A 20,958-nucleotide genomic window follows, 5' to 3' on the forward strand; every position below is an offset into this window, starting at 1 on the left:
CTCGTTCGGCATGCCGACCGTCCTTCGGTTTCTCGGACCAATCCTCGTCCGGGATCTTGACCGGGCGGGCGGGGGCTTCTTCACTGGCCACCGCCGACACCCCTGTGCGCACCGGCCAGCACGCCCCCGTCACCCCGAGGACAGGACCGCATGCCGCGTAACGACATATCCCGCCTGCCCGCCGCCCACCTGTCGCGGCGGGGCCTGCTCACCGCCGGGGCGCTCACGCTCGCGGCCGGCGCGCTCGCCGCACCCGCCCGGGCCCAGGGCGCCGCCGCCCCGGCGTACGAGGGCTATCTGTTCGTCTACTTCACCGGTGAGGGCACCGCGGACGGTGAGCAGATCCACCTCGCGCTCAGCCGGGGCAACGACCCCTTGCACTGGCGGGAGTTGAACGGCGGCAAGCCCGTGCTCACCTCCGCCGTCGGCGACAAGGGCGTGCGCGACCCCTTCGTCATCCGCTCCCCCGAGGGCGACAGGTTCTTCCTCATCGCCACCGACCTGCGGATCTACCAGGGCAAGGGCTGGGACGAGGTCCAGCGGCACGGCAGCCGGTCGATCATCGTGTGGGAGTCGGCGGACCTGGTGGAGTGGAGCGGGCCGAGGTCGGTCCAGGTGTCCCCGGAGACCGCGGGCAACACCTGGGCGCCCGAGGCGTACTGGAGCACCGAGCTCGGCGCGTACGTCGTGTTCTGGGCGTCGAAGCTGTACGCCGAGGACGATCCCGGCCACACCGCGGACACGTACAACCGGATGCTGTACGCGACGACCGAGGACTTCGTGACGTTCAGCGAGGCCAAGGTGTGGAACGACCCTGGGTATTCGGTCATCGACTCGACCGTCATCGCCCACGACGGGACGTACTACCGGTTCACGAAGGACGAGCGGAGCGCGTCGCAGTCGCCGTACGGGAAGTTCATCCTCCAGGAGAAGTCGCGGGACCTGCTCTCCCCGTCGTGGGCGACCGTCGCCGAGGGCATCGGCATGGGCTCCATGGCGCAGGGCGAGGGGCCGCTGGTCTTCAGGTCCAACACCGAGGACAAGTGGTACCTGTTCATCGACGACTACACCGCCACCGGCTACATGCCCTTCGAGTCGGCCGACCTCGCGGGCGGCAAGTGGACCAAGGCCGCCGAGTACCGGCTGCCGTCCGCGCCCCGGCACGGCACCGTACTCCCGGTCACGAAGGCCGAGTACGACCGGATCCAGGCCAAGTGGGGTGTCGCGCCCGTGCTCGCGGACAAGGACGGGCTCGTGGCCCGCTGGCCGCTCGCCCGTGACGCGCGGGACGCCTCCGGGCACGGCTACCACGGCACCGTCGCGGGCGACGCGAGCTGGGCGGACGGCGCGCTGGTGCTCGGCGGCGCGAGCGGGCACGTGAAGCTCCCGGACGATCTGCTGGCCGGGGTGGACGCAGTGACCGTCGCCGCAGATGTGTGGGTGGACGACGACCAGCAGACGCCGTACTTCCTGTACGGGTTCGGGAACACCGGCGCGGACGGCAAGGGCGACGGCTATCTCTTCGCGACCGGTGGCTCCGCCGACAGCGGGCTGCGGGCCGCCCTGTCCGACGGCAACTGGAGCAAGGAGCAGGAGGCCAAGGCCAACAGGGGCCTTGCGCGCGGGCGTTGGGAGCAGGTGACGTACACCATCGAAGGGAACACCGCGCTGCTGTACGTCGACGGAGAGGTCGTCGCGCGCGATACGGCGCTCACGCTCCTGCCCTCGGACATCGGCGGCGGCCGCACCACCGCGAACTACCTCGGCAGATCCCAGTACACCTCGGACCACACCCTGAAGGGGCGGCTGCGGGACGTCCGGCTGTACAACCGGGCGCTGTCGGCCGACGAGATCGCCGCGCTGCCCGCCAACGCGACCCTGGTGCGCGGCGTGGACCTCGACGAGCTGAAGGTGCCCGCCGTCATCGAGGCGGACGGCTCGACCGTCGTGCTGCCCGTGAAGCCCGGCACCGACCTGCGGCGGCTGCGGCCCGAGTTCGCCCTCGCGCCCGGCGCCCGGATCAGCCCCGCGAGCGGCAGGCGGACGGATCTGCGCGAGCCGGTGACGTACACCGTGACCTCGGCGCGGGGCGAGCGTCGCCGGTGGAAGGTGTCGGCGGTCGAGATGCGCACGCCGGTCCTGCCGGGGCTGCACGCCGACCCCAACATCGTCGCGTTCGGCGGCACTTATTACATCTACGGCACGACCGACGGGTTCCCCGGCTGGGGCGGCACCACGTTCAACGTGTGGTCGTCGAAGAACCTCGTCGACTGGACCGACCGCGGCCGGATCCTCGACCTCGGCAAGGACGTGAGCTGGGCGGACGCCCGCGCCTGGGCGCCCACCATCGCCGAGCGGGACGGCCGGTACTTCTTCTACTACTGCGCCGAGGCGAAGATCGGCGTGGCGACGGCCGACTCCCCCACCGGGCCGTTCACCGACAGCGGCAAGGCCCTGATCCCCGCCAACCCGGACGGCAGCGGTCAGGCCATCGACCCGGCCGTGTTCACGGACCGCGACGGCCAGGCGTATCTGTACTGGGGCAACGGCTCGGCGTGGGTGGTACCACTGGGCGAGGACATGACGTCGTACGACGCCTCAAAGGTGCGTCGGATCACGGGACTTCAGGACTTCCGCGAAGGTCTCTTCATGGCCCGGCGCGGGGACATCTACCACCTGACGTACTCGATCGACGACACCGGCAGCGAGAACTACCGCGTCGGATACGCCACGTCCGACTCCCCGTACGGGCCGTTCACCTACCGCGGCGTGATCCTGGAGAAGGACCCGGCCCAGGGCATCCTCGGCACCGGGCACAACTCGCTGCTCCAGGTCCCCGGCACCGACGACTGGTACATCTGCTACCACCGCTTCGCGATCCCCGGCGGCGACGGCACGCACCGCGAGACCACCATCGACCGGGCCGTGTTCGGTCCGGACGGCCTGCTCCGGAAGGTCACGCCGACACTTGAGGGAGTGCGGGCGCGACGGATTCCCTGAGCACCTCGGCCGTAGGCGTTCATGGAAGAGCCCTCCCTCGGGTCCGGCAGGATCTGGTGGGTACGGGGGCGATCCTGCCGGGGCCCGGGGAGGGCGGCCATGACCTCTCATCAAGTCATGGAAGGGGTGCGGGCGACGCTCAGATCGTCGCCGCGTCGATCACGAAGCGGTAGCGCACGTCGGAGCCCAGGACGCGCTCGTAGGCCTCGTTGACCTGGCTGGCCTCGATCAGTTCGATCTCGGCGCCCAGGTTGTGCTCGGCGCAGAAGTCGAGCATCTCCTGGGTCTCGGCGATGCCGCCGATCATGGAGCCGGCGAGCACCTTGTTGCCGCCGATGAGCGAGAACAGGTTGAGGGAGATCGGCTCCTCGGGGGCGCCGACGTTGACCAGCGCGCCGCCCGTCTTGAGCAGGCTCAGGTACGCGCCGAAGTCCACCTGCGCCGACACCGTGGAGAGGATCACGTCGAAGGTGCCGGCCAGCTCCTGGAAGGTGGCCGGGTCGCTGGTGGCGTAGTAGTGGTCGGCGCCCAGCTTCAGGCCGTCGTCCTTCTTGCGCAGCGACTGCGAGAGGACCGTGACCTCCGCGCCGAGCGCGTGCGCGATCTTGACGCCCATGTGACCGAGGCCGCCGAGGCCGACGACCGCGACCTTCTTGCCGGGGCCCGCGCCCCAGTGCTTCAGCGGGGAGTACGTGGTGATGCCGGCGCAGAGCAGCGGCGCGGCCACGTCGAGCGCGAGGCCCTCGGGGATGGTGACGACGAAGCCCTCGGTGACGACGACCTTCTGCGAGTAACCGCCGTAGGTGGGCTCGCCGTCCTTGCCGACGGCGTTGTACGTCTGGACGTTCCCCTTGACGCAGTGCTGCTCGAACCCGGACTTGCAGGGCTCGCACTCGCCGCAGGAGTCGACCATGCAGCCGACGCCGACGCGGTCGCCGACCTTGAACTTGGTGACGCCCGCGCCGACGGCCTCCACGACACCGGCGATCTCGTGGCCCGGAACCATCGGGAAGATGGCCTCGCCCCAGCCCTCACGGGCCTGGTGGATGTCGGAGTGACAGATCCCGGCGAACTTGATGTCGATCAGCACGTCGTGCTCGCCGACGGTGCGGCGTTCGATGGTGGTGCGCTCCAGCGGAGCCTTGGCGCTGGGCGCGGCGTATGCGGCAACAGTCGTGGTCATGGCCCCAAGCCTGCTACCGGCCCGCCCGGATCACCAAAGAATACGCAGGTCACCGCTTTGCGTACGTTCAGTGGTCCTACTACTGGCGGGGTCAGGCTCCCGGTCGTACGACCGGGAATACTGGAGAGCATGGACGAGAACGATGCGACCGGGGAAGCGGCGGCGGACCGGCCGGAGCCGGAGCACCTGGACCGGCGCGCCGAGCTGAGCGAGTTCCTGCGCACCCGGCGGGCCCGGCTCAAGCCCGAGGACGTGGGGCTCGCCTCGATGGGGCGGCGCCGGCGGGTGCCGGGGCTGCGGCGCGAGGAGCTGGCGCAGCTCGCCGGGGTCTCGGTCGCCTACTACACGCGCCTGGAGCAGGGCAACGGGCGCAATGTGTCGGCGGAGGTGCTCGACGCGATCGCGCGCGCCCTGCGGCTCAGCGACACGGAGCACGCGCACCTCGTCCACCTCGCCAGGCCGACGCGGCAGCGCCGCAAGGCTCCCGCGCCGAAGCGGCAGCAGCACGTGCGGCCCGCGCTGCGGCACCTCCTCGACTCGCTGGAGGGCGTGCCCGCCTACATCGGCGGGGCGCGCTCCGACATCCTCGCCTGGAACCGGATGGCGGCGGCCCTGTTCGGCGACTGGGGGCGGCTGCCGCGCGCGGAGCGGAACTGGGCGCGGCTCACGTTCCTGAACCCGGACTACCGGGAGCTGTTCGTCGACTGGGACTCCAAGGCGACCGACATGGTCAGCTACCTGCGGCTGTACGCGGGCCGCAACCCGGAGGACCCGGAACTTTCGGCCCTGGTCGGTGAACTCTCCGTCAAGAGCGAGGAGTTCAGGCGCCTGTGGGCCACGCACGACGTGAAGGAGAAGGGCCACGGCGTGAAGCGGATGCGGCACCCGCTCGTGGGTGAGCTGACGCTCGCGTACGAGACGCTGCACCTGCCGGACGACGACGGTCAGTTCTTGTCCGTGTACCACGCGGAGCCTGGGACCGCGTCGGCGGAAGGGCTGCGGTTGCTGGCGAGTTGGGGTGTGGACGACTCGTTGCGGGCGAAGCTGTAGACATCTCGGGGCTCCGCCCCGGACCCACGCCTCAAACGCCGGCGGAGTCTGATCGGTACGGCGGGGCCGCGCCCCACGTCCAGTGCGGGACCTGCTGTTCCGCCGGGCGCTGCGCGTCCGGGCCCGAGAAGTGGACGGCGAGGCGGGTGCCCCACTCGATGTACGCGAGGAACGCGGAGCGGAACTCCGCGTCCGTCGGCAGGCCGGCCTCGTCGGCCGCGTCCTGGATGAGGTTGACCCAGCGGCGGCGCTGCGGCTCGGTGACGCCCTTGCCGACGTGCATCGCGACCATGTGGCTGTGGCCGCCGTACTGTTCGGAGTAGGCCGAGGGACCGCCGAAGACCTCGCCGAGCCACAGGGCGACGTGTTCCGCGTGCTCCGCCGGCAGGTCGGCGAAGAGCGGGCCGAGGAGGTCGTCCTTCAGCACCTTCTCGTAGAACACCGACGTCAGACGGCCGAACGCCTCGGCGCCGCCCGCCCAGGCGTAGAGCGTGGGGTCCGACGAGCCCGTGCCGCGCACCGTGGTCGGCGTGTAGTGGCGCATCTCGTCGATGTACCCGACGTAGGGGCGGATCTCGGTCAGGAACTCCGGGAAGAGCTCGGAGGCGCGGAAGCCCTTCAGGTGGTCCTCGGTCGACGTCCACACGATGCGCAGGACGTAGTGCTCGAAGTCCTCTTCGCAGCGGGTGAGTTCGTACGAGACGCAGTGCGGTGACGCGGCGAGCTGTCGGGCCGCGCGCGTGTAGGCCGCCAGGAACTCCGCCGATCGGTCCTCGGGGATGTGGTACCGGATGTACTCGACCGTCTGAGTCGTCATGCCTCCACACAAGCACCGGCGGGCCGCCCCGGCCACGCTGTCAGCGACGAGCGCAACCGGAGCGGCCGGCTCAGCCCGGGAGGGTGACCGGCCGGTCCTCACGCAGCTCGGAGAAGAGCAGGTTCGCCTTCTGCTTGTCCCAGAGGACCGCGCTGCCCTTGGAGGTGGCGAAGCCCAACGTGCCCACGGGGACGCCCAGTTGCCTGCCCTGGCCCGACGACACGCCCTGCATCGCCTTGAACAGGCGGGTCAGCTGCGGGACCCCGGTCGACTTGTCGACGATGAGCGTGTCCAGGCCCGCTCCCGCCGTGCCGTACACGGTGGACGGGTTCATCAGCACCCGGGGCGACGAGGCCTTCTTGGCGAGCGCCGAGAGGAACTTCTGCTGGTTGCGGGAGCGGCCGAGGTCGCCCTCCTTCTCCTGGTGGCGCTGGCGGACGAAGCCGAGCGCCTCGCGGCCGGTCAGGTTGTGGCAGCCCTTGGTCAGGTCGAGTCCCGACTTGTCGTCGACGATGTGCCGGTCGACGCACATCGGCACGCCCCCGACCGCGTCGACGATGCCGACGAACCCGGCGAATCCGATCTCCGTGTAGTGGTTGATCCGCAGCCCGGTGTTCGACTCGACCGCGCGGACCAGGAGTTCGGGGCCGCCGAGCGAGAACGCCGCGTTGAGCTTGTTCTTCGCCGGCTTGTGGTGGATACCGGTCTTCGGGTCCACGTACGGCGGGATGGTGACCCAGGAGTCGCGCGGCAGGCTGGTGAGCGTGGTGCCGTGCGCGCCCGTGTGCAGCACCATCATCGAGTCGGTGCGGCGCCCCTCGGAGCCGAGCTCGGAGCCGGTGTGCAGGTTCTTCGCCTGCTTCTCGCTGAGGCCCTCGCGGCTGTCGGAGCCCACGATCAGGTAGTTGGTGCCCTTGCCCGGCGCGGCCCGCGTCGGCAGCGAGGCCAGGTCGACCTCCCCGTCGAGCCGGGTGCCCGCCCACACGTACGTCCCCGCGCCCGCCAGCACCGCGAGCAGCACGAGCAGGCACAGGCCGCGCACCGCGAGCCCGAACTTGCCGCGCTTCCGCTTGCGTTTGGGCTCGCGCTCACTGCGCTTGTACCCGCCGCCGGCCCGCCCGCCTGGCCTGTTGGCCGGCACCGGGTCGAACGGATGGTGATCGACTTCGTACGTGTCGTATTCGTACGTGTCGTACGCGCTGGGGTTCAGGATCGTCACCTCGCGACCGGCAGGTCCGGCTCGTCGGCCGTCCTGACGATGTGCTGGGCCGCCGCGGCGGCCGTTCCGGAACGGTGCATGCGCTGCCACTTCAACCGGCTGCCGCCCACGAAGGCCACCACGGACTGGATGACCACGAGATACATCAACTGCCGGTACACGAACAGCTGGAGCGGCAACGACCAGAGCGTGCGCCTGCGCTCTCCGTCGAGCTTCAGGGCGTACGCGGCGACGGCCATCTGGAGGGCGAGGAAGCCCACCCAGGCCACCACGGACGTGACCGTGTCACCGGCGAACACGGCGCTGTAGAACATGAAGACGTCGATCATCGGGGCCAGGAGCGGCAGCACGACCTGGAAGAGGAACAGGTAGGAGAGGCCGCGCCGCCCGAAGCGGCCCGCGGGCCCGACCTCCAGGACGGCGCCCCGGTGCTTCCACATCGCCTGAAGGGTGCCGTAGCACCAGCGGTAGCGCTGGCGCCACAACTGCCGCAGGGAGGTGGGCACTTCGGTCCAGGCGACGGCCGTCTCCTCGTACACGACCCGCCAGCCGGCCCGCCACAGCGCCATGGTGAGGTCGGTGTCCTCGGCGAGGGTGTCCTCGCTCAGGCCGCCGACGCCCATCAGCGCGTCGAGCCGGAAGGCGCCGATCGCGCCGGGCACGGTCGTCATGCACTCCAGGACCTCGAACATCCGGCGGTCCAGGTTGAACCCGAAGACGTACTCCAGGTGCTGCCAACGGCCAAGGAGGCGCTTGCGGTTGCCGACCTTGGTGTTGCCGCTGACCGCGCCGACGGCCGGGTGCGCCAGCGGTTGGATCAGGCGCTGGATCGCGTCGGCCTCGAAGACGGTGTCCGAGTCGATCATCACGACGTACGGGCAACGGGTGTACCTCAGACCGTGGTTGAGGGCCGCCGCCTTGCCCGAGTTGGGCTGGCACAGCACCTGCACGCGCGCGTCGCGGGCCGCGTACTCGGCCGCGATCCGCACCGTGCGGTCGCTCGACCCGTCGTCGATGACGATGATCTGCATCGGCTGGTGGGTGGACGCGAGCAGCGAGCGCAGCGTCGCGCCGATGCCCGCCTCCTCGTTGTACGCGGGTACGAGCACGGTCACCGGATCGCGGATCTCGCGCAGCCAGGGCGAGCCGGGGCGGAACCGCTCCAGGCGCCTGACGTGCGCGCGTGCGAACAGGACGAGCACGAACAGGCGCAGCACACCGAGGGCGGCTGCCGCGATGAGCACCCACGAGATGGCCGAGACGAAGCTGCGGCCGAGGGTCTGGAACCAGATCAGGCCCTGCCCGAGCCAGCGCACGGGCGCGGCCACCTCGGTCGTCGCCTGCCGGTTCGTCTGTGCGCCCTCCGTGATGGTGGCGAAGTTCTCGGCCTGCGGGTTCGCGAGGAGCTTCTGCGTCTCGCGGTAGCCGAGCGAGGTCTGGCTGAGCTGGCGCACCAGGCCGTCCCGCGCCCGCTGCCCGGAGTCGTCGGCCGCGACCAGGGTGTAGCCCTCGGCGGACGCGGCCTGCGCGGCGGGCCACTCGCCGCCGCACATCGTGGCGACGGTGGTGGTCATCGGCATCCGCAGGAGCGTGGTGCGGAAGCCGCCGCTGCCCGCGAACGCGCTCTGGGTGAGCCCGAGTTCGAGCTTCTTGCGCACCGTGGACGAGCTGCCGAGGTCGGCGCCCGTGTAGGTGTTGGAGCCGATGTCGTGCCCCTCGGCCCTGATCCGCTCGACCAGCTTCGGGTACTGCGCGGCCTTGGCGCCGTTGAGGAAGAACGTGGCGTGCGCGTGGTGCTTCTTGAGCAGCGCGAGCAGCTTCGGCGTCGCCTTCGGGTAGGGGCCGCCGTCATAGGTGAGCGCGACGGTGCCGGGCCGCATCGAGGCGCTGTGCACCCGGCCGCCGTCGATGGACAGGACCGGGCCCGCGCCGGAGGCCGCCGCCGGCACGGGCTGCGTGCAGGCAGGCTTCGTCCTGGCGCCGTCCACCTCGTTCTGGGTCCAGCCCTGGAAGAGGAGGGCGCCGAGCAGCACCGGCAGGGTGAGGGCGAGCAGCAGCCAGTGCGCCCGCGGGTCCCGCGCCTGTTTGTGCCGTGCCCCCATCAGGCGTCGGCGCCGGCGTCGCCGCCCGACCGGCCCCGGTCGCGGGCCCGGCCCCGGCGAAGCGACCACATTCGGTGCCCGTTCTCCACGTTCCACTCACACATGGGAGGCGAGTGTATTGATGTGACCGTAGGGGAATTGGGGCATTGACAAACATCTGGGACCGGTGTGGCACGTGACAAACGGCACACCTTCCGTTTCGAGCACAACCCTTTGCCCGGAACGTGTTCACCTCGACGACACCTGTGGGCGCCCGGTCACGCCGCCGAGGCGTTCTCCGTGATCGTGATCCGTCCCTTGTCGATCGTCGCGAGGCGCGGCGCCTTCCGGGCGATCGCCGAGTCGTGGGTGACCATGACGAAGGTCAGCCCGTGCTCCTTCCAGCGCTCCTCCAGTACGTCCATGATCTCGTCGCGCATCGACTCGTCGAGGTTGCCCGTGGGCTCGTCGGCGAGCAGCACCTTCGGGTTCTTCACCAGGGCCCGCGCGATGGCGACGCGCTGCTGCTGGCCGCCGGACAGCTCCGCCGGCAGATGCCGCAGCCGCTCCCCGAGCCCGACGGACCGCAGCGATTCCGCGGCCCGCTCCCGCCGCTCGGCGCTCTTGAGGCGCAGCGGCACGAGGGCCGTCTCGACGTTCTCCAGCGCGCTGAGCGTCGGGACGAGGTTGAAGGACTGGAAGACGAAGCCGATGGACTCGGCGCGGACCTTGGTGAGCCGGGCCTCCGGCAGCGTCGCCAGGTCGACCCCGTCGAGCACGACGCTGCCCGCCGTGGGCCGGTCGAGCCCGCCGAGCATCTGGAGCAGGGTCGACTTGCCGCCGCCCGTGGGGCCCTGGATGACGAGCCGGTCGCCGTCGCCGATGTCCAGGTCGACGCCCGCGAGCGCGTCGACGGTGTCCTTGCCGCGCCGGTACCTCTTGGTGACGCCGGTGAGCTGATACATGGTGCAACTCCTGTACTACGTAAGGTGATTGGCGTGACCGCGGGTACTACTCGACGCGACGCAGCGCGTCGGCCGGGCGCAGCCGCGAGGCCCGCCAGCCGCCGAACGCGCCGGCGATCAGCCCGCCCGCGACGGCGAGGCCGACCGCGAGGGCGATGGTGGTGGCGGAGACGGGCGCGCTGAGCGCGACGTCGAGGGTCTTTCCGCCGCCACCGGCCGCCTGGCGCATCATTCCGCCGCCCATTCCGCCGCCCATGCCGCCGCCCATTCCGCCCCCGGGGCCGCCGCCCGCCCGGGTCGCGCCGCCGAGCTGCGCGGACAGGGTGGGGCTGATCGCGGTCACGGCGTAGGCGCCCGCGAGTCCGACGGCGATGCCGAGGACGCCGCCGATCAGCCCGTTGACGACCGCCTCACCGACGACCTGCCGCGTCACCCGGCCCGACGTCCAGCCGAGCGCCTTGAGCGTGCCGAACTCCCGTACCCGCCGGGACACGGCCGAGGACGTGAGCAGCCCCGCGACCAGGAAGGCGGCGACGAGCACCGCGATCGACAGCCACTTGCCGACGTTGGAGGCCAGGTTCGAGGCGGTCGACAGGGAGCCCGAGACGGTGTCGGCGAGGTCGGCGGAGGTGGTGACGGTGGTGCCGGCGATGTTCTTCTGGATCGTCGACTTCACCGCGTCGATCTGCTGCGAGTCCGTCGCCTTGACGTAGACCGTCGTCACCTCGGCCTTGGCGTCCGCGAGCGTCTGGGCCTGCTTCAGCGGCAGGTAGAGGTTGGCGGCCGCGTCCCCGCTGTCGGCGGTCGCGACGCCGATGACCTGGTACTTGACGCCCTTGACCGTGACCTTGTCGCCGACGGCGAGCTGCTTCTCCTTCGCGTACGAGGAGTCGACGACGGCGACCTTCGCGTTCGTCTCGGAGGTCTTGAAGCTCCGCCCCTTGGTGATCTTCGAGGAGGTCAGCGGGCCGAGCTTCTGCCGCGTGACGTCGGTGCCGTAGACGGAGAAGGAGTTGACGTCGAAGTTGGCGCCGCCGCCCTGCACGCGGCCCTGCGGCTGACCGCCCTCACGGCCGCCGGGACCGCCCCGCGTACCGCCGTTGCTCTGGTCCTGCTTGAACTGACCGCGCGTGAACTGGCCGCTGACCTTCATCACCCGCAGGCTGAGCCCGCCGACCGTGTCGGCGACACCCTTCTGGCCTGCGACCTTCGAGACCGTGGAGTCGGCGAGGGTCTGGAAGCCCTGCACCATCACACGGTCGCTGGACTGCTCCTTGTCACCGGAGTCACCGTCCTTGGCGTCGAAGTTGAACCTCGGCCGGCCCGTGCTGTCACCCTCCTTCGGCGCGCTCGCGGCCTTGGTGACGGTCATGTCCGTGCCCAGGCCGTACAGCGACTGGAGGACCTTGTCCTGCGCCGTGTTCATCCCGGAGGACACCGAGCCGACGACGATGACGAGCGCGATCCCGAGCGCGAGCCCGGAGGCGACGACGAGCGCCGCCTTTCTGCGACGGCGCAGCTCACGCCGGAGATAGGTGAAGAACATCGAAGCCTCGCCGATGACGGCCCACCGCGAAGGGGGCGCTTGATAAGGAATCAGCGGGAGCCAGGGCGTCCGATGACGCTCCGGCTCCCGCTGCGGCGAAACTATGGCGGCGTTGTAAGTGTTGCGTGAGGCCGTCATGAGAAGGACATGAGACCCCTGCCGGGTATGACCCGGCCCGTCGTCACCCGGCGGAGCCGGCCTTCCACTGCGACCAGCTCAGGTTCCAGCCGTTGAGCCCGTTGTCCGGCTGGACCGTCTTGTCGCCGGTGTTCTTCACGACGACGACGTCGCCGACCATCGAGTTGTTGTAGAACCAGGCGCCCGGCGTGCTGCTGTCATTGGCGCCCTTGGCGTCCTGAAGCCCGACACAGCCGTGGCTGGTGTTCGCCCCACCGAAGATCGACTTGGCGCCCCAGTAGTTGCCGTGGATGAACGTGCCGGAGTTCGACAGACGCATCGCGTGCGGCACGTCCTTGATGTCGTACTCGCCCTTGCCGTCGTCGTTGGTGAAGCCGACCGTCGAGCCGTTCATCCGGGTCTCCTTGAACTTCTCGGAGATCACCATCTGGCCCTGGTACGTCTTGTGCTCGGGCGAACCGGCGGAGATCGGGATCGTCTTGATCGTCTTCCCGTCCCGCGTGACCGTCATCATCTTGGTCTTCGCGTCGACCGTCGAGACCTGATTGCGCCCGATCTTGAACGAAACGGTCTTCTGCTGCACACCGGTCACGCCGTTCGCACCCTCGACCCCGTCCAGGTCGAGCTTCATGGTGACCGTGGAGCCGCCCTTCCAGTAGTCCTGGGGGCGGAAGTCGAGCCGGGTGTCGTTGAACCAGTGCCCGACGACCTCCTGCCCGCTGCTGGACGTCACGGTGATGTGGTCCTGGACGTCGGCCTTGTTGCTGATGGCCTTGTCGAAGTTGATCGACACGGGCATGCCGACGCCGACGGTCGAGCCGTCCTCCGGCGTGAAGTTGCCGATGAAGCTGTTGGCCGGGGACACCGTCGTGAACTGCGAGTTCTCGTGGGCCGCGCGGCCGTCGGAGTCCTTCGCCTCGGCGGCGATCTTGTACTTCGTCGCCCGCTCCAGCTGGTTCGTGGGCTTCCAGCTCTTCTTGTCGGCGGAGATCTGGCCGTCGACCTTCGTGCCGTCGGCCGTGGTCATGGTGACGTCGGTGAGCGTGCCCTTGCTCACGGTGACCTTCGCGGCGCTGTTGATGCTCGCGTTGTCGGAGCCGTCCTTCGGCGCGATCTTGATGTCGGCCTCGGAGGTCTTCTTCGCCGCGGCCTCGTCGGCCTGCGCCTGCGACTCCTTCTTGCCCGAGCCGCCGCCCTCGTCGCCGCCGCCACAGGCCGTCAGCACGAGCACACCGCCGAGCAGAGCGGACGCGGCCATCAGACCCTTGCGCCGCTTACCGTCCGTTATCACACGCATCTCCATAGTCGCCGAATTTCCCGACTTCGCCGCATTCCCCCGCTGTCGGCCGCCCCGAGCCCGGCCGACAGGGGACCCAAGAGGACACAACAGTCCCCTCGTACCCAGTGAACGCCTTGACCGGTTCGTCCCGTTCCCGAAGAACCGCCGGTGTGGTCAAGGCCACGTCGGGCCCCTCACCAGGGACGACAAAACCCCGGGCAGCGGTTGCCGCCCAGGGTTCCCGTTTCAAGGACCGCTACACGCCGTCTTCCGCGTCCCCCTCCTCATCATCATCCTCGCCGAGGTCCCAATCCGGCGAGTCGGGGTCGTAGTCGACCTGCTCGCTGGACCAGGAGGCCTGCACGAGTTCGGCCCCCGGGACATCGGCGACCAGATCGAACGGATCCACGAGATACGCGACCGCCTCCGCCTCGTCCTCCTCGACGGCGCTCACCGCCTGCGCGCGCTCCTCGGGCCCGGTCTCCTCGTCCTCCGCGACGCGCTGCAGCGCGGCCCCGGTCAGCGCCTCCGCGTCGGCGACCTCCAGGACCAATTCCACCTTGAGCCGAACAAAGCGTGACGTGTCATCAGTACTCATGGCCGGAGCGTACGACCCATCCGCCCCGTGACTTTCCTGTGACCCACCTCTGTCACTAACATGAGCCCACACGGCCAATTCGCCAGCGCCACAAGGGGGATCGCTTCCGTGTCTGCCGCACGTCGATCACTGTTCACCGCCACCGCCGCCGCGGCGCTCCTCGGCGCGCTGTGGTTCGTTCCCACAGCGACGGCGAACCCGGAGCACATCGCCCGTGCCGACCAGCAGCGCACCGCCACGACGGTCACCGAGCAGTCCGACCGTCAACTCCGGCTGGCCGATACGGGACAGGTGGACACGACGCCGTACGTGATCGGCGGCTCGGCCTTCCTCGGCCTGGGCGTCGGCTTCGTGACGTACTCGGTGCGCAGGGGCAGGGCGTACGAGGCGTAGCCGCCACCGCAACTGCCGCGGCCCGGGCGCTACTTGCGTTCGGTCCTCTTGTCGGGCTCCAGGCCCCTGATCCGGCGCCGCTCCCCCTCGCCCGCGGCAGGTGGCGGGGAGTCCGCGAGGCGGACCACCGGGTCGGCGAGGCCGCCGTCGCGGCCGGCCACCACGGGTTTCGCCGCACGCAGGGCCTTCGCCTTGTACTGCGCGGCGTCCGCGAGGCGGAAGAGGCGCCGCGCGTTGTCCACCTCGCCGATCGGGTCCCCGGTCGACGCGATGCCGCACGCGACACCGTCGCCGTGGTCCAACTCGGCGGCCCGGGAGCAGATCTCGTCGCCCACCCGGACCACCTCGTCGGCCGAGGGCCCCACGGCCACGAGCGAGAACTCGTCGCCGCCGAGCCGCGCCGAGAGCGCCCCCGGCAGCATCGCCCCGCACAGCGAGAGCACCGAGCCGAACCGTTCGAGGAGCCGGTCGCCCGCCGCATGCCCGAAGGTGTCGTTGACCCGCTTCAGACCGTTGAGGTCGCAGACGACGAGGCTGACCACGGAGCCGTCGGCCCGGTGGCGCTCCACGGCCTCGTCGAGGCGTATGTCGACCGCGCGCCGGTTGGCGAGGCCGGTCAGGGCGTCGGTGAAGGCGAGCCGGCGCGCCTCCTCCAGGCGTTCGGTCTGCGCGATGCCGGCCGCGACGACCGCCGCGAGGACCGTGGCGAAGTCGGCGTCGGAGCGGTCGAACACCTCGGCCCCGGTCGGCCGCGCCACGTACAGCTCGCCCCACGCCCGCCCGTGCAGCACGATCGGCGCGACGACGCAGCAGCCGCGGCCCCGGCGGCGCAGCGCGGCGACCCGCTGGTGGCAGTAGCCGGCGCGATCCACGGGGCCCTCGGCCGTCTCGACCCACGCGTCCGGCTCACCGCCCTTCGCCCACCGTTCGTGCAGGAACTCGGTGATCTCGGGGAACCGGTGCACCGGGTAACCCTCGCCGTCGGGGAACTCCTCCTCGCCCTCGGCCAGCTCCCCCACGTTGACGAGCACGCGCAGCCGGCCGCGCTCGCGCTCCCACACGGAGAGCGCGGCGAAGCTCCCGGACAGCGCGCGGCAGGCGCCGAGCGCGGCCGCGCGCCAGGAGCCGCGCGGGCTCCGCGCAGCGGCCATGCCCTGCGCGAGCGTCACCACGGCGCGTAGCCGAACGTCGTCACCCATCACTCCAGAGTAGGGATGATTCCGGCATTTCGGTGAATTCAGTGCGGCCCATTAGGGGCTTTGCGGCGCGTCGCGGTCACGGAACGTGATGCGCCGGATCGCCGGCGGGGCTCAATCGGCTCACTCGCCCGGCCACTGCGGGGCGCGCTTCTCGTTGAAGGCGGCCACCCCCTCGGCCCGGTCCCCGGAGAACGCCACGGACCGCCATGCCGCGTCCTCCACCTCGAGGCCCGCCCGCATGTCGAGGCCGTGCCCGAGGCGCAGCGCCTTCTTCGCGGCGCGCAGGCCGACCGGCGAGTTCGCGGCGATCCGCGCGGCGAGCGCGAGCGCCTCCTCGCGGTCCGCGCCCGCCTCCACGACCTGGTCCACGAGCCCGAGCTCCCCGGCCTCGGCCGCCCGCACCCGGCGCGCGGTGAAGATCAGCTCGGCGGCCCGCGCGGCGCCGACGCGGCGCGGCAGCAGCTGCGTACCGCCGCCGCCCGGGAGCACGCCGACGGACACCTCGGGAAGACCCACGACGGCCGTCCCGTCGGCCACGATCAGGTCGCAGGCGAGCGCCAGCTCGAAGCCGCCGCCGAGCGCGAAGCCGTGCACGGCCGCGATCGTCGGCATCGGCAGTTCCAGGACGCCCGTGTACGCGGCGCGGGTCACGGGCCGCTGGCGCAGCAGGTCCGCGTCGGAGAAGGAGCCCCGTTCCTTGAGGTCGGCGCCGACGCAGAAGGCGCGCTCGGCGCTGGAGGTCAGGACGACGACCCGGACGTCCCGGTCGCCCGCGAGGGCCTCGCAGGCGCCGGTGATCGAGCGGGCCATGTCGCTCGACACGGCGTTCATGGCCTTCGGCCGGTCGAGCACCAGCTCGGCGACCGTCCCGCCCTCATGGCGCCGCACCGCCACGAACTCCCCGAACCGCCGCTCGTCACCCATGACAGACCCCTTCGGTTAACGCCAGTTAACCGCCAAGGTTGTCAGGTGCGCCTGGTCAGCGTCCAGGGCTCCACGACGCCGAGGCCGCGCACGGGCCGCTGCCACATCGGCTGGAGCGCGAACCGGTAGGTGGGCGGCTCCTCGCCGTCCTCCTTCGCCTTCTGCGCCTCGGCCGCGGCCTCCGCCTCGGAGGTGGGCGTCTCCCCGATCCTGATCAGTTCCTGGGCGAAGGCGCCGTCCACCAGCACGTTGTCCCGTGGCGCTATCGACGTGAGGCGGCTCGCGAGGTTCACGGTCGAGCCGAAGACATCGCCCATCCGCGTGGTGACCGTGCCGAAGGCGAGGCCGACGCGCAGTTCCGGCATCGTCTCGTCGTTGCTCATCGTCTCGATGAGGCGCAGCGCGATCTCGGAGGCGATGCCCGCGTCGTCGGCCGCGTACAGGACCTCGTCGCCGAGGGTCTTGATGAGCCGGCCGCCGTGCGCCGCGACGAGATCCGCAGCGGTGGTCTCGAAGGCCTCGACGAGCTCGCCGAGTTCCTCCTCCTCCATGCGCCGGGTGAGCCGCGTGAACCCGACGAGGTCCGCGAAGCCGACGGCGAGCCGCCGGTCGACCATCTCCTCGTCGTCACCGGCCTGCACGACGCGCCCGGTCGCCGCGGCGAGCTGCCTGCGCCACACGTAGACCAGGAACTCCTCCAGCTCGGGCAGGAGCAGCTCCATCAGCGGGTACGTGACCTCGGTGCGGGTCATGCCGGGTTCCGGGGGCTCGGTGAGGCCCTCCAGGAACGAGTCGATCTGCCATTCGGCGAGGCGCGCGGTGGTCTGTCCGGTGGACCGGGCGACCTGTACGGCCATGGCCTCACTGAGCAGCCCCGCCTCCACGAGGCCGGCGAGGCGCCGCAGTGCCAGCACGTCCGCCTCGGTCAGTGCTTTCGCCTGCCCGATGTCGGCGAAGCCCATGGCCCGCCAGAACCGGGAGGCCAGCTCCATGGAGACGCCCGCGCTGCGCGCCGCCTGGAAAGGGGTGTATCTGCGCTCGGCCCCGAGGATGAGCCCTTCGAGCCGCAGAGCGAGGGGATCCTCGGTCTCTGCGTCTTCCGGTTCCGCACCTTCCGGCTTCTCGGGGTCGGTGGGAGAGCCCGTGCCGGAGCCCGAGTCGTCGACGGTCACGCCTGCTGCCCTTCCGATCTGCCGCGGTCAGGTATCGACCGGCCTCAACTCTACGGCAGCCCCTGTGCCCCACGTCACTCCGTTCGCTTCCGGGTGGTGTCGTGATCCAGGACCTGTCTCAGGCGGGCCGCAGGTGAACGATGTCGCCCGCGCCGACCGCCTCCCGGGTTCCGGCCTCCGTGGCGATCACGAGGCGGCCGTCGCCGTCCACGGCGACCGCTTCGCCCACCAGTTCCCGGTCACCCGGCAGGATCGCCCGGACCTGGCGGCCGAGCGTGGCGCAGCCGGCCGCGTACGCCTCCTGGAGCCGGGAGAGGCCGGGGTCGCCCTCGGCCGCGCACCACTCGACGTACCACCGCTCCAGGGAACGCAGCACGGACCGCAGCACCGACTCCCGGTCGGAGACCTTCGCCCCGGCGAGCGTGAGCGAACCCGCCGTGGGGACGGGCAACTCGTCGGCGCGCAGCGACACGTTCAGGCCGACGCCGATCACGACGCCGTCCGCGCCGGCCCGCTCCAGGAGGATGCCGCCGGCCTTGCGCTCGTCGCCGTCGACCGTGAGGAGCACGTCGTTCGGCCACTTCAGGGCGGTGTCGACGCCGGCCGCCGAGGAGAGCGCCGTGGCCACCGCGACCCCGGTGAGCAGCGGCAGCCACCCCCAGCGTGCCACCGGCACCTCGTGCTCGCCCGGCTTGAGCAGCACGGAGAAGAACAGGCCCGAGCGCGGCGGCGCCGACCAGCTCCGGTCGAGCCGCCCGCGCGCCGCGCTCTGCTCCTCGGCGACGAGCACGGTGCCCTCGGCCACGGGCCCCGCCGAGGCCCGGGTCACCAGGTCCGTGTTGGTGGACCCCGTGCGGGGCACCACCTCCACGGACGACCACAGCCCCCCTTCCCGCACGAGGGACCGGCGCAGGCCGGACTCGGCCAGGGGCGGCCTGTCCAGGTCGGACCAGGGGTTGGCGGGTACGTCTGAACCATCTCGCGGCGTCATGCAACCCAGCCTAGGTGTGGCAAAGACCGCACTGCTGAACGGTATTCAGGCCACTACGCTACGAATCAGTAGCCCCACTCCCCTTTTTTGAACTTCCCCGAACCGTCCCCGTGAGCAGCGTCGAAGCAGGCAGGGAGCCGCATCCCGATGTCCGAGTTGGAACAGCCGACAGCGCAGACCGACATCCACACGACCGCAGGCAAGATCGAGGATCTGCGGCGCCGGATCGGCGAGGCGACCCACGCGGGTTCCGCCCGCGCGGTCGAAAAGCAGCACGCCAAAGGCAAGTTGACCGCACGTGAGCGGATCGAGCTGCTGCTCGACGAGGACTCCTTCGTGGAGCTGGACGAGTTCGCCCGGCACCGCTCCACGGACTTCGGACTCGATGCCAACAAGCCGTACGGCGACGGCGTCGTGACCGGATACGGCACCGTGGACGGCCGCCCGGTCGCGGTGTTCTCGCAGGACTTCACGGTCTTCGGCGGAGCCCTCGGCGAGGTCTTCGGCCAGAAGATCATGAAGGTGATGGACTTCGCGCTGAAGACCGGCTGCCCGGTCGTCGGCATCAACGACTCCGGTGGCGCCCGCATCCAGGAGGGCGTCATGGCCCTCGGCATGTACGGCGAGATCTTCCGCCGCAACACGCACGCGTCGGGTGTCATCCCCCAGATCAGCCTGGTCGTCGGACCGTGCGCCGGTGGCGCCGTGTACTCCCCCGCCATCACCGACTTCACGGTCATGGTCGACCAGACCTCGCACATGTTCATCACGGGACCCGACGTCATCAAGACGGTCACCGGTGAGGACGTCGGCTTCGAGGAGCTGGGCGGCGCCCGCGCCCACAACTCGCGCTCCGGTGTCGCGCATCACATGGCGGGCGACGAGAAGGACGCGATCGAGTACGTCAAGTCGCTGCTGTCGTACCTGCCGTCGAACAACCTGAGCGAGCCGCCGTCCTTCCCCGAGGAGGCCGACCTCGCGCTCACCGACGAGGACCGCGAGCTCGACACCCTCATCCCGGACAGCGCGAACCAGCCGTACGACATGCGCACGGTGGTCGAACACGTCGTGGACGACGCCGACTTCTTCGAGACTCAGTCGCTGTTCGCGCCGAACATCATCACCGGCTTCGGCCGCGTCGAGGGCAGCCCGGTCGGCATCGTCGCCAACCAGCCGATGCAGTTCGCCGGCTGTCTCGACATCCACGCGAGCGAAAAGGCCGCGCGGTTCGTCAGGACCTGTGACGCCTTCAACGTCCCCGTCCTGACCTTCGTCGACGTGCCGGGCTTCCTGCCGGGCGTCGAGCAGGAGCACGAGGGCATCATCCGGCGCGGCGCCAAGCTGATCTACGCGTACGCCGAGGCGACCGTCCCGCTCATCACGATCATCACGCGCAAGGCCTTCGGCGGCGCCTACGACGTCATGGGCTCCAAGCACCTGGGCGCCGACCTCAACCTGGCCTGGCCGACCGCGCAGATCGCCGTCATGGGCGCGCAGGGCGCGGTCAACATCCTGCACCGCAAGACGATCGCCGCGGCCGAGGCAGCGGGGAACGTCGAGGAGACCCGCGCCCAGCTCATCCAGGACTACGAGGACACCCTCCTCAACCCCTACACGGCTGCCGAGCGCGGTTACATCGACGCGGTGGTCATGCCCTCCGACACCCGCTCGCACGTCGTGCGCGGCCTGCGTCAGCTGCGTACGAAGCGGGAATCACTGCCCCCGAAGAAGCACGGCAACATCCCGCTGTAAGGAGCGCCGCTGTGATGATCAAGGTCGTACGGGGCAATCCGACCCCCGAGGAGCTGGCCGCCGCACTGGCGGTGGTCCAGGCGCGCGCCGCGGCGGTCCCGGACGCCCCGGCGGCGGACCGGGGCGCGGCGGGCGCGTGGTCCGACCCGTCCCGCATCGCCCGGCACCGGCTGCCGGCCCCGGGTGCGTCGAGCTGGTCCCGTACCTACTGGCCCGCGTAGTTGACGTAGAGAGCCGGGAATGAGTCGTTCGCGGCGGGGCGGTTGAGTACGCGTACTCAGGCGCCCCGCTCGCGCGAGCAGCACCATGCTGTATGTGCTGTGGTCCGACCCCGATGACGAGCCCCCCGAGGAGCTCCGCGAAACGCAGGCGATGCTGCGGCGCGCGGGCTTCGTGGTGGCACTGGCCATGGTCGTCGCGTTCCTGATGCTGGGGATCGCGTAACGACCTGGGGAGCAACAGGGCTCGGGACAAGGAGCGGCGTCCGGTGCGGTCGATCGCAAGGCGCCGGGATGTCCTCGAGGGGGTCCCCCTGCTCCTTAAGAGCTTGGGGGAGGAGCTACTCGGACATGTCGGCAACGCCGCGAGCGGCCGTGCCGGGCGTCGCGACGCCGAGCCATGTTGCTCCCCAGGTCGTAAGTGCCCTGTGGC

The 20,958-nt window shown here is 70.6% G+C and carries 18 protein-coding genes; 6 read left to right on the forward strand and 12 right to left on the reverse strand.

Features of this window, described 5'->3' with window-relative positions; translation table 11 throughout:
- Positions 1–150: 150 nt before the first annotated feature.
- The gene (locus ACP4E5_RS18830) at positions 151–3,000 is read left to right on the forward strand and encodes a family 43 glycosylhydrolase (protein ID WP_425830205.1); all 2,850 of its coding nucleotides are present in this window, start codon (positions 151–153) and stop codon (positions 2,998–3,000) included.
- Positions 3,001–3,139: 139 nt separating this feature from the next.
- On the opposite strand, the gene ACP4E5_RS18835 is transcribed toward ACP4E5_RS18830, so the two are convergent.
- Complete coding sequence (locus tag ACP4E5_RS18835; RefSeq protein ID WP_425830207.1) at positions 3,140–4,183, reverse strand: NAD(P)-dependent alcohol dehydrogenase; 1,044 nt, start codon at positions 4,181–4,183, stop codon at positions 3,140–3,142.
- 129 nt (positions 4,184–4,312) lie between these two features.
- Here ACP4E5_RS18835 and ACP4E5_RS18840 point away from each other — a divergent pair, with 129 nt between their 5' ends.
- On the forward strand, positions 4,313–5,233 hold the full coding sequence (locus ACP4E5_RS18840) for an MmyB family transcriptional regulator (RefSeq protein ID WP_425830209.1): 921 nt from the start codon (positions 4,313–4,315) through the stop codon (positions 5,231–5,233).
- Positions 5,234–5,264: 31 nt separating this feature from the next.
- On the opposite strand, the gene ACP4E5_RS18845 is transcribed toward ACP4E5_RS18840, so the two are convergent.
- The 7 genes from ACP4E5_RS18845 to ACP4E5_RS18875 form a co-directional block, all read right to left on the reverse strand.
- Complete coding sequence (locus ACP4E5_RS18845; protein ID WP_425830211.1) at positions 5,265–6,050, reverse strand: group II truncated hemoglobin; 786 nt, start codon at positions 6,048–6,050, stop codon at positions 5,265–5,267.
- A 70-nt stretch (positions 6,051–6,120) separates the two neighbouring features.
- Positions 6,121–7,269 (reverse strand): LCP family protein, encoded by a 1,149-nt coding sequence (locus tag ACP4E5_RS18850; protein ID WP_425830213.1) that lies wholly within the window; start codon positions 7,267–7,269, stop codon positions 6,121–6,123.
- Complete coding sequence (locus ACP4E5_RS18855; protein ID WP_425830215.1) at positions 7,266–9,371, reverse strand: bifunctional polysaccharide deacetylase/glycosyltransferase family 2 protein; 2,106 nt, start codon at positions 9,369–9,371, stop codon at positions 7,266–7,268. Before ACP4E5_RS18855 ends, ACP4E5_RS18850 begins: the two co-directional genes overlap by 4 nt.
- Positions 9,372–9,628: 257 nt before the next feature.
- A complete protein-coding gene (locus tag ACP4E5_RS18860; RefSeq protein ID WP_425830217.1) occupies positions 9,629–10,315 on the reverse strand; it encodes an ABC transporter ATP-binding protein in 687 nt (228 codons plus the stop codon).
- Between the two features lie 46 nt (positions 10,316–10,361).
- Positions 10,362–11,861: an ABC transporter permease gene (locus ACP4E5_RS18865; RefSeq protein ID WP_425830219.1), complete on the reverse strand. Its 1,500-nt coding sequence runs from the start codon at positions 11,859–11,861 to the stop codon at positions 10,362–10,364.
- Between the two features lie 181 nt (positions 11,862–12,042).
- Positions 12,043–13,302: a L,D-transpeptidase gene (locus ACP4E5_RS18870; protein WP_425830221.1), complete on the reverse strand. Its 1,260-nt coding sequence runs from the start codon at positions 13,300–13,302 to the stop codon at positions 12,043–12,045.
- A gap of 232 nt (positions 13,303–13,534) precedes the next feature.
- The gene (locus ACP4E5_RS18875; RefSeq protein WP_403856020.1) at positions 13,535–13,876 is read right to left on the reverse strand and encodes a hypothetical protein; all 342 of its coding nucleotides are present in this window, start codon (positions 13,874–13,876) and stop codon (positions 13,535–13,537) included.
- Between the two features lie 60 nt (positions 13,877–13,936).
- Here ACP4E5_RS18875 and ACP4E5_RS18880 point away from each other — a divergent pair, with 60 nt between their 5' ends.
- On the forward strand, positions 13,937–14,269 hold the full coding sequence (locus tag ACP4E5_RS18880) for a hypothetical protein (RefSeq protein ID WP_425830223.1): 333 nt from the start codon (positions 13,937–13,939) through the stop codon (positions 14,267–14,269).
- A 29-nt stretch (positions 14,270–14,298) separates the two neighbouring features.
- Here the strand turns inward: ACP4E5_RS18880 and ACP4E5_RS18885 are convergent, their stop codons facing one another.
- From ACP4E5_RS18885 to ACP4E5_RS18900, 4 genes are all read right to left on the reverse strand, one after another.
- Positions 14,299–15,468: a GGDEF domain-containing protein gene (locus ACP4E5_RS18885; protein WP_425830225.1), complete on the reverse strand. Its 1,170-nt coding sequence runs from the start codon at positions 15,466–15,468 to the stop codon at positions 14,299–14,301.
- Between the two features lie 120 nt (positions 15,469–15,588).
- On the reverse strand, positions 15,589–16,392 hold the full coding sequence (locus tag ACP4E5_RS18890) for an enoyl-CoA hydratase/isomerase family protein (protein WP_425830227.1): 804 nt from the start codon (positions 16,390–16,392) through the stop codon (positions 15,589–15,591).
- A gap of 41 nt (positions 16,393–16,433) precedes the next feature.
- Positions 16,434–17,564 (reverse strand): adenylate/guanylate cyclase domain-containing protein, encoded by a 1,131-nt coding sequence (locus ACP4E5_RS18895; RefSeq protein WP_425830229.1) that lies wholly within the window; start codon positions 17,562–17,564, stop codon positions 16,434–16,436.
- A gap of 118 nt (positions 17,565–17,682) precedes the next feature.
- A complete protein-coding gene (locus ACP4E5_RS18900; RefSeq protein WP_425830231.1) occupies positions 17,683–18,555 on the reverse strand; it encodes a biotin--[acetyl-CoA-carboxylase] ligase in 873 nt (290 codons plus the stop codon).
- 147 nt (positions 18,556–18,702) lie between these two features.
- On the opposite strand from ACP4E5_RS18900, the gene ACP4E5_RS18905 reads away from it, so the two are divergent.
- The 3 genes from ACP4E5_RS18905 (at position 18,703) to mmpB (ending at position 20,751) form a co-directional block, all read left to right on the forward strand.
- Positions 18,703–20,307, forward strand: a complete 1,605-nt coding sequence (locus tag ACP4E5_RS18905) for an acyl-CoA carboxylase subunit beta (protein WP_425830233.1) — start codon at positions 18,703–18,705, stop codon at positions 20,305–20,307.
- Between the two features lie 11 nt (positions 20,308–20,318).
- A complete protein-coding gene (locus ACP4E5_RS18910) occupies positions 20,319–20,528 on the forward strand; it encodes an acyl-CoA carboxylase epsilon subunit (protein WP_425830235.1) in 210 nt (69 codons plus the stop codon).
- Positions 20,529–20,622: 94 nt separating this feature from the next.
- Positions 20,623–20,751 carry a morphogenic membrane protein MmpB gene (gene mmpB / locus ACP4E5_RS18915; RefSeq protein WP_425841461.1) on the forward strand — a complete coding sequence of 43 codons (129 nt, stop codon included), beginning with the start codon at positions 20,623–20,625 and terminating at the stop codon, positions 20,749–20,751.
- The last annotated feature ends 207 nt before the right edge of the window (positions 20,752–20,958 follow it).

The sequence above is a fragment of the Streptomyces fractus genome, from assembly GCF_049844455.1.
Taxonomy (GTDB): Bacteria; Actinomycetota; Actinomycetes; order Streptomycetales; family Streptomycetaceae; genus Streptomyces; species Streptomyces fractus.

Excerpts from the sequence above, each read along its gene's own strand:
- ACP4E5_RS18830 (WP_425830205.1), top strand. The coding sequence starts at position 151 with ATGCCGCGTAACGACATATCCCGCCTGCCCGCCGCCCACCTGTCGCGG.
- ACP4E5_RS18835 (WP_425830207.1), bottom strand. The coding sequence starts at position 4,183 with ATGACCACGACTGTTGCCGCATACGCCGCGCCCAGCGCCAAGGCTCCG.
- ACP4E5_RS18840 (WP_425830209.1), top strand. The coding sequence starts at position 4,313 with ATGGACGAGAACGATGCGACCGGGGAAGCGGCGGCGGACCGGCCGGAG.
- ACP4E5_RS18845 (WP_425830211.1), bottom strand. The coding sequence starts at position 6,050 with ATGACGACTCAGACGGTCGAGTACATCCGGTACCACATCCCCGAGGAC.
- ACP4E5_RS18855 (WP_425830215.1), bottom strand. The coding sequence starts at position 9,371 with ATGGGGGCACGGCACAAACAGGCGCGGGACCCGCGGGCGCACTGGCTG.
- ACP4E5_RS18860 (WP_425830217.1), bottom strand. The coding sequence starts at position 10,315 with ATGTATCAGCTCACCGGCGTCACCAAGAGGTACCGGCGCGGCAAGGAC.
- ACP4E5_RS18865 (WP_425830219.1), bottom strand. The coding sequence starts at position 11,861 with ATGTTCTTCACCTATCTCCGGCGTGAGCTGCGCCGTCGCAGAAAGGCG.
- ACP4E5_RS18870 (WP_425830221.1), bottom strand. The coding sequence starts at position 13,302 with ATGGAGATGCGTGTGATAACGGACGGTAAGCGGCGCAAGGGTCTGATG.
- ACP4E5_RS18875 (WP_403856020.1), bottom strand. The coding sequence starts at position 13,876 with ATGAGTACTGATGACACGTCACGCTTTGTTCGGCTCAAGGTGGAATTG.
- ACP4E5_RS18880 (WP_425830223.1), top strand. The coding sequence starts at position 13,937 with ATGAGCCCACACGGCCAATTCGCCAGCGCCACAAGGGGGATCGCTTCC.
- ACP4E5_RS18885 (WP_425830225.1), bottom strand. The coding sequence starts at position 15,468 with ATGGGTGACGACGTTCGGCTACGCGCCGTGGTGACGCTCGCGCAGGGC.
- ACP4E5_RS18890 (WP_425830227.1), bottom strand. The coding sequence starts at position 16,392 with ATGGGTGACGAGCGGCGGTTCGGGGAGTTCGTGGCGGTGCGGCGCCAT.
- ACP4E5_RS18900 (WP_425830231.1), bottom strand. The coding sequence starts at position 18,555 with ATGACGCCGCGAGATGGTTCAGACGTACCCGCCAACCCCTGGTCCGAC.
- ACP4E5_RS18905 (WP_425830233.1), top strand. The coding sequence starts at position 18,703 with ATGTCCGAGTTGGAACAGCCGACAGCGCAGACCGACATCCACACGACC.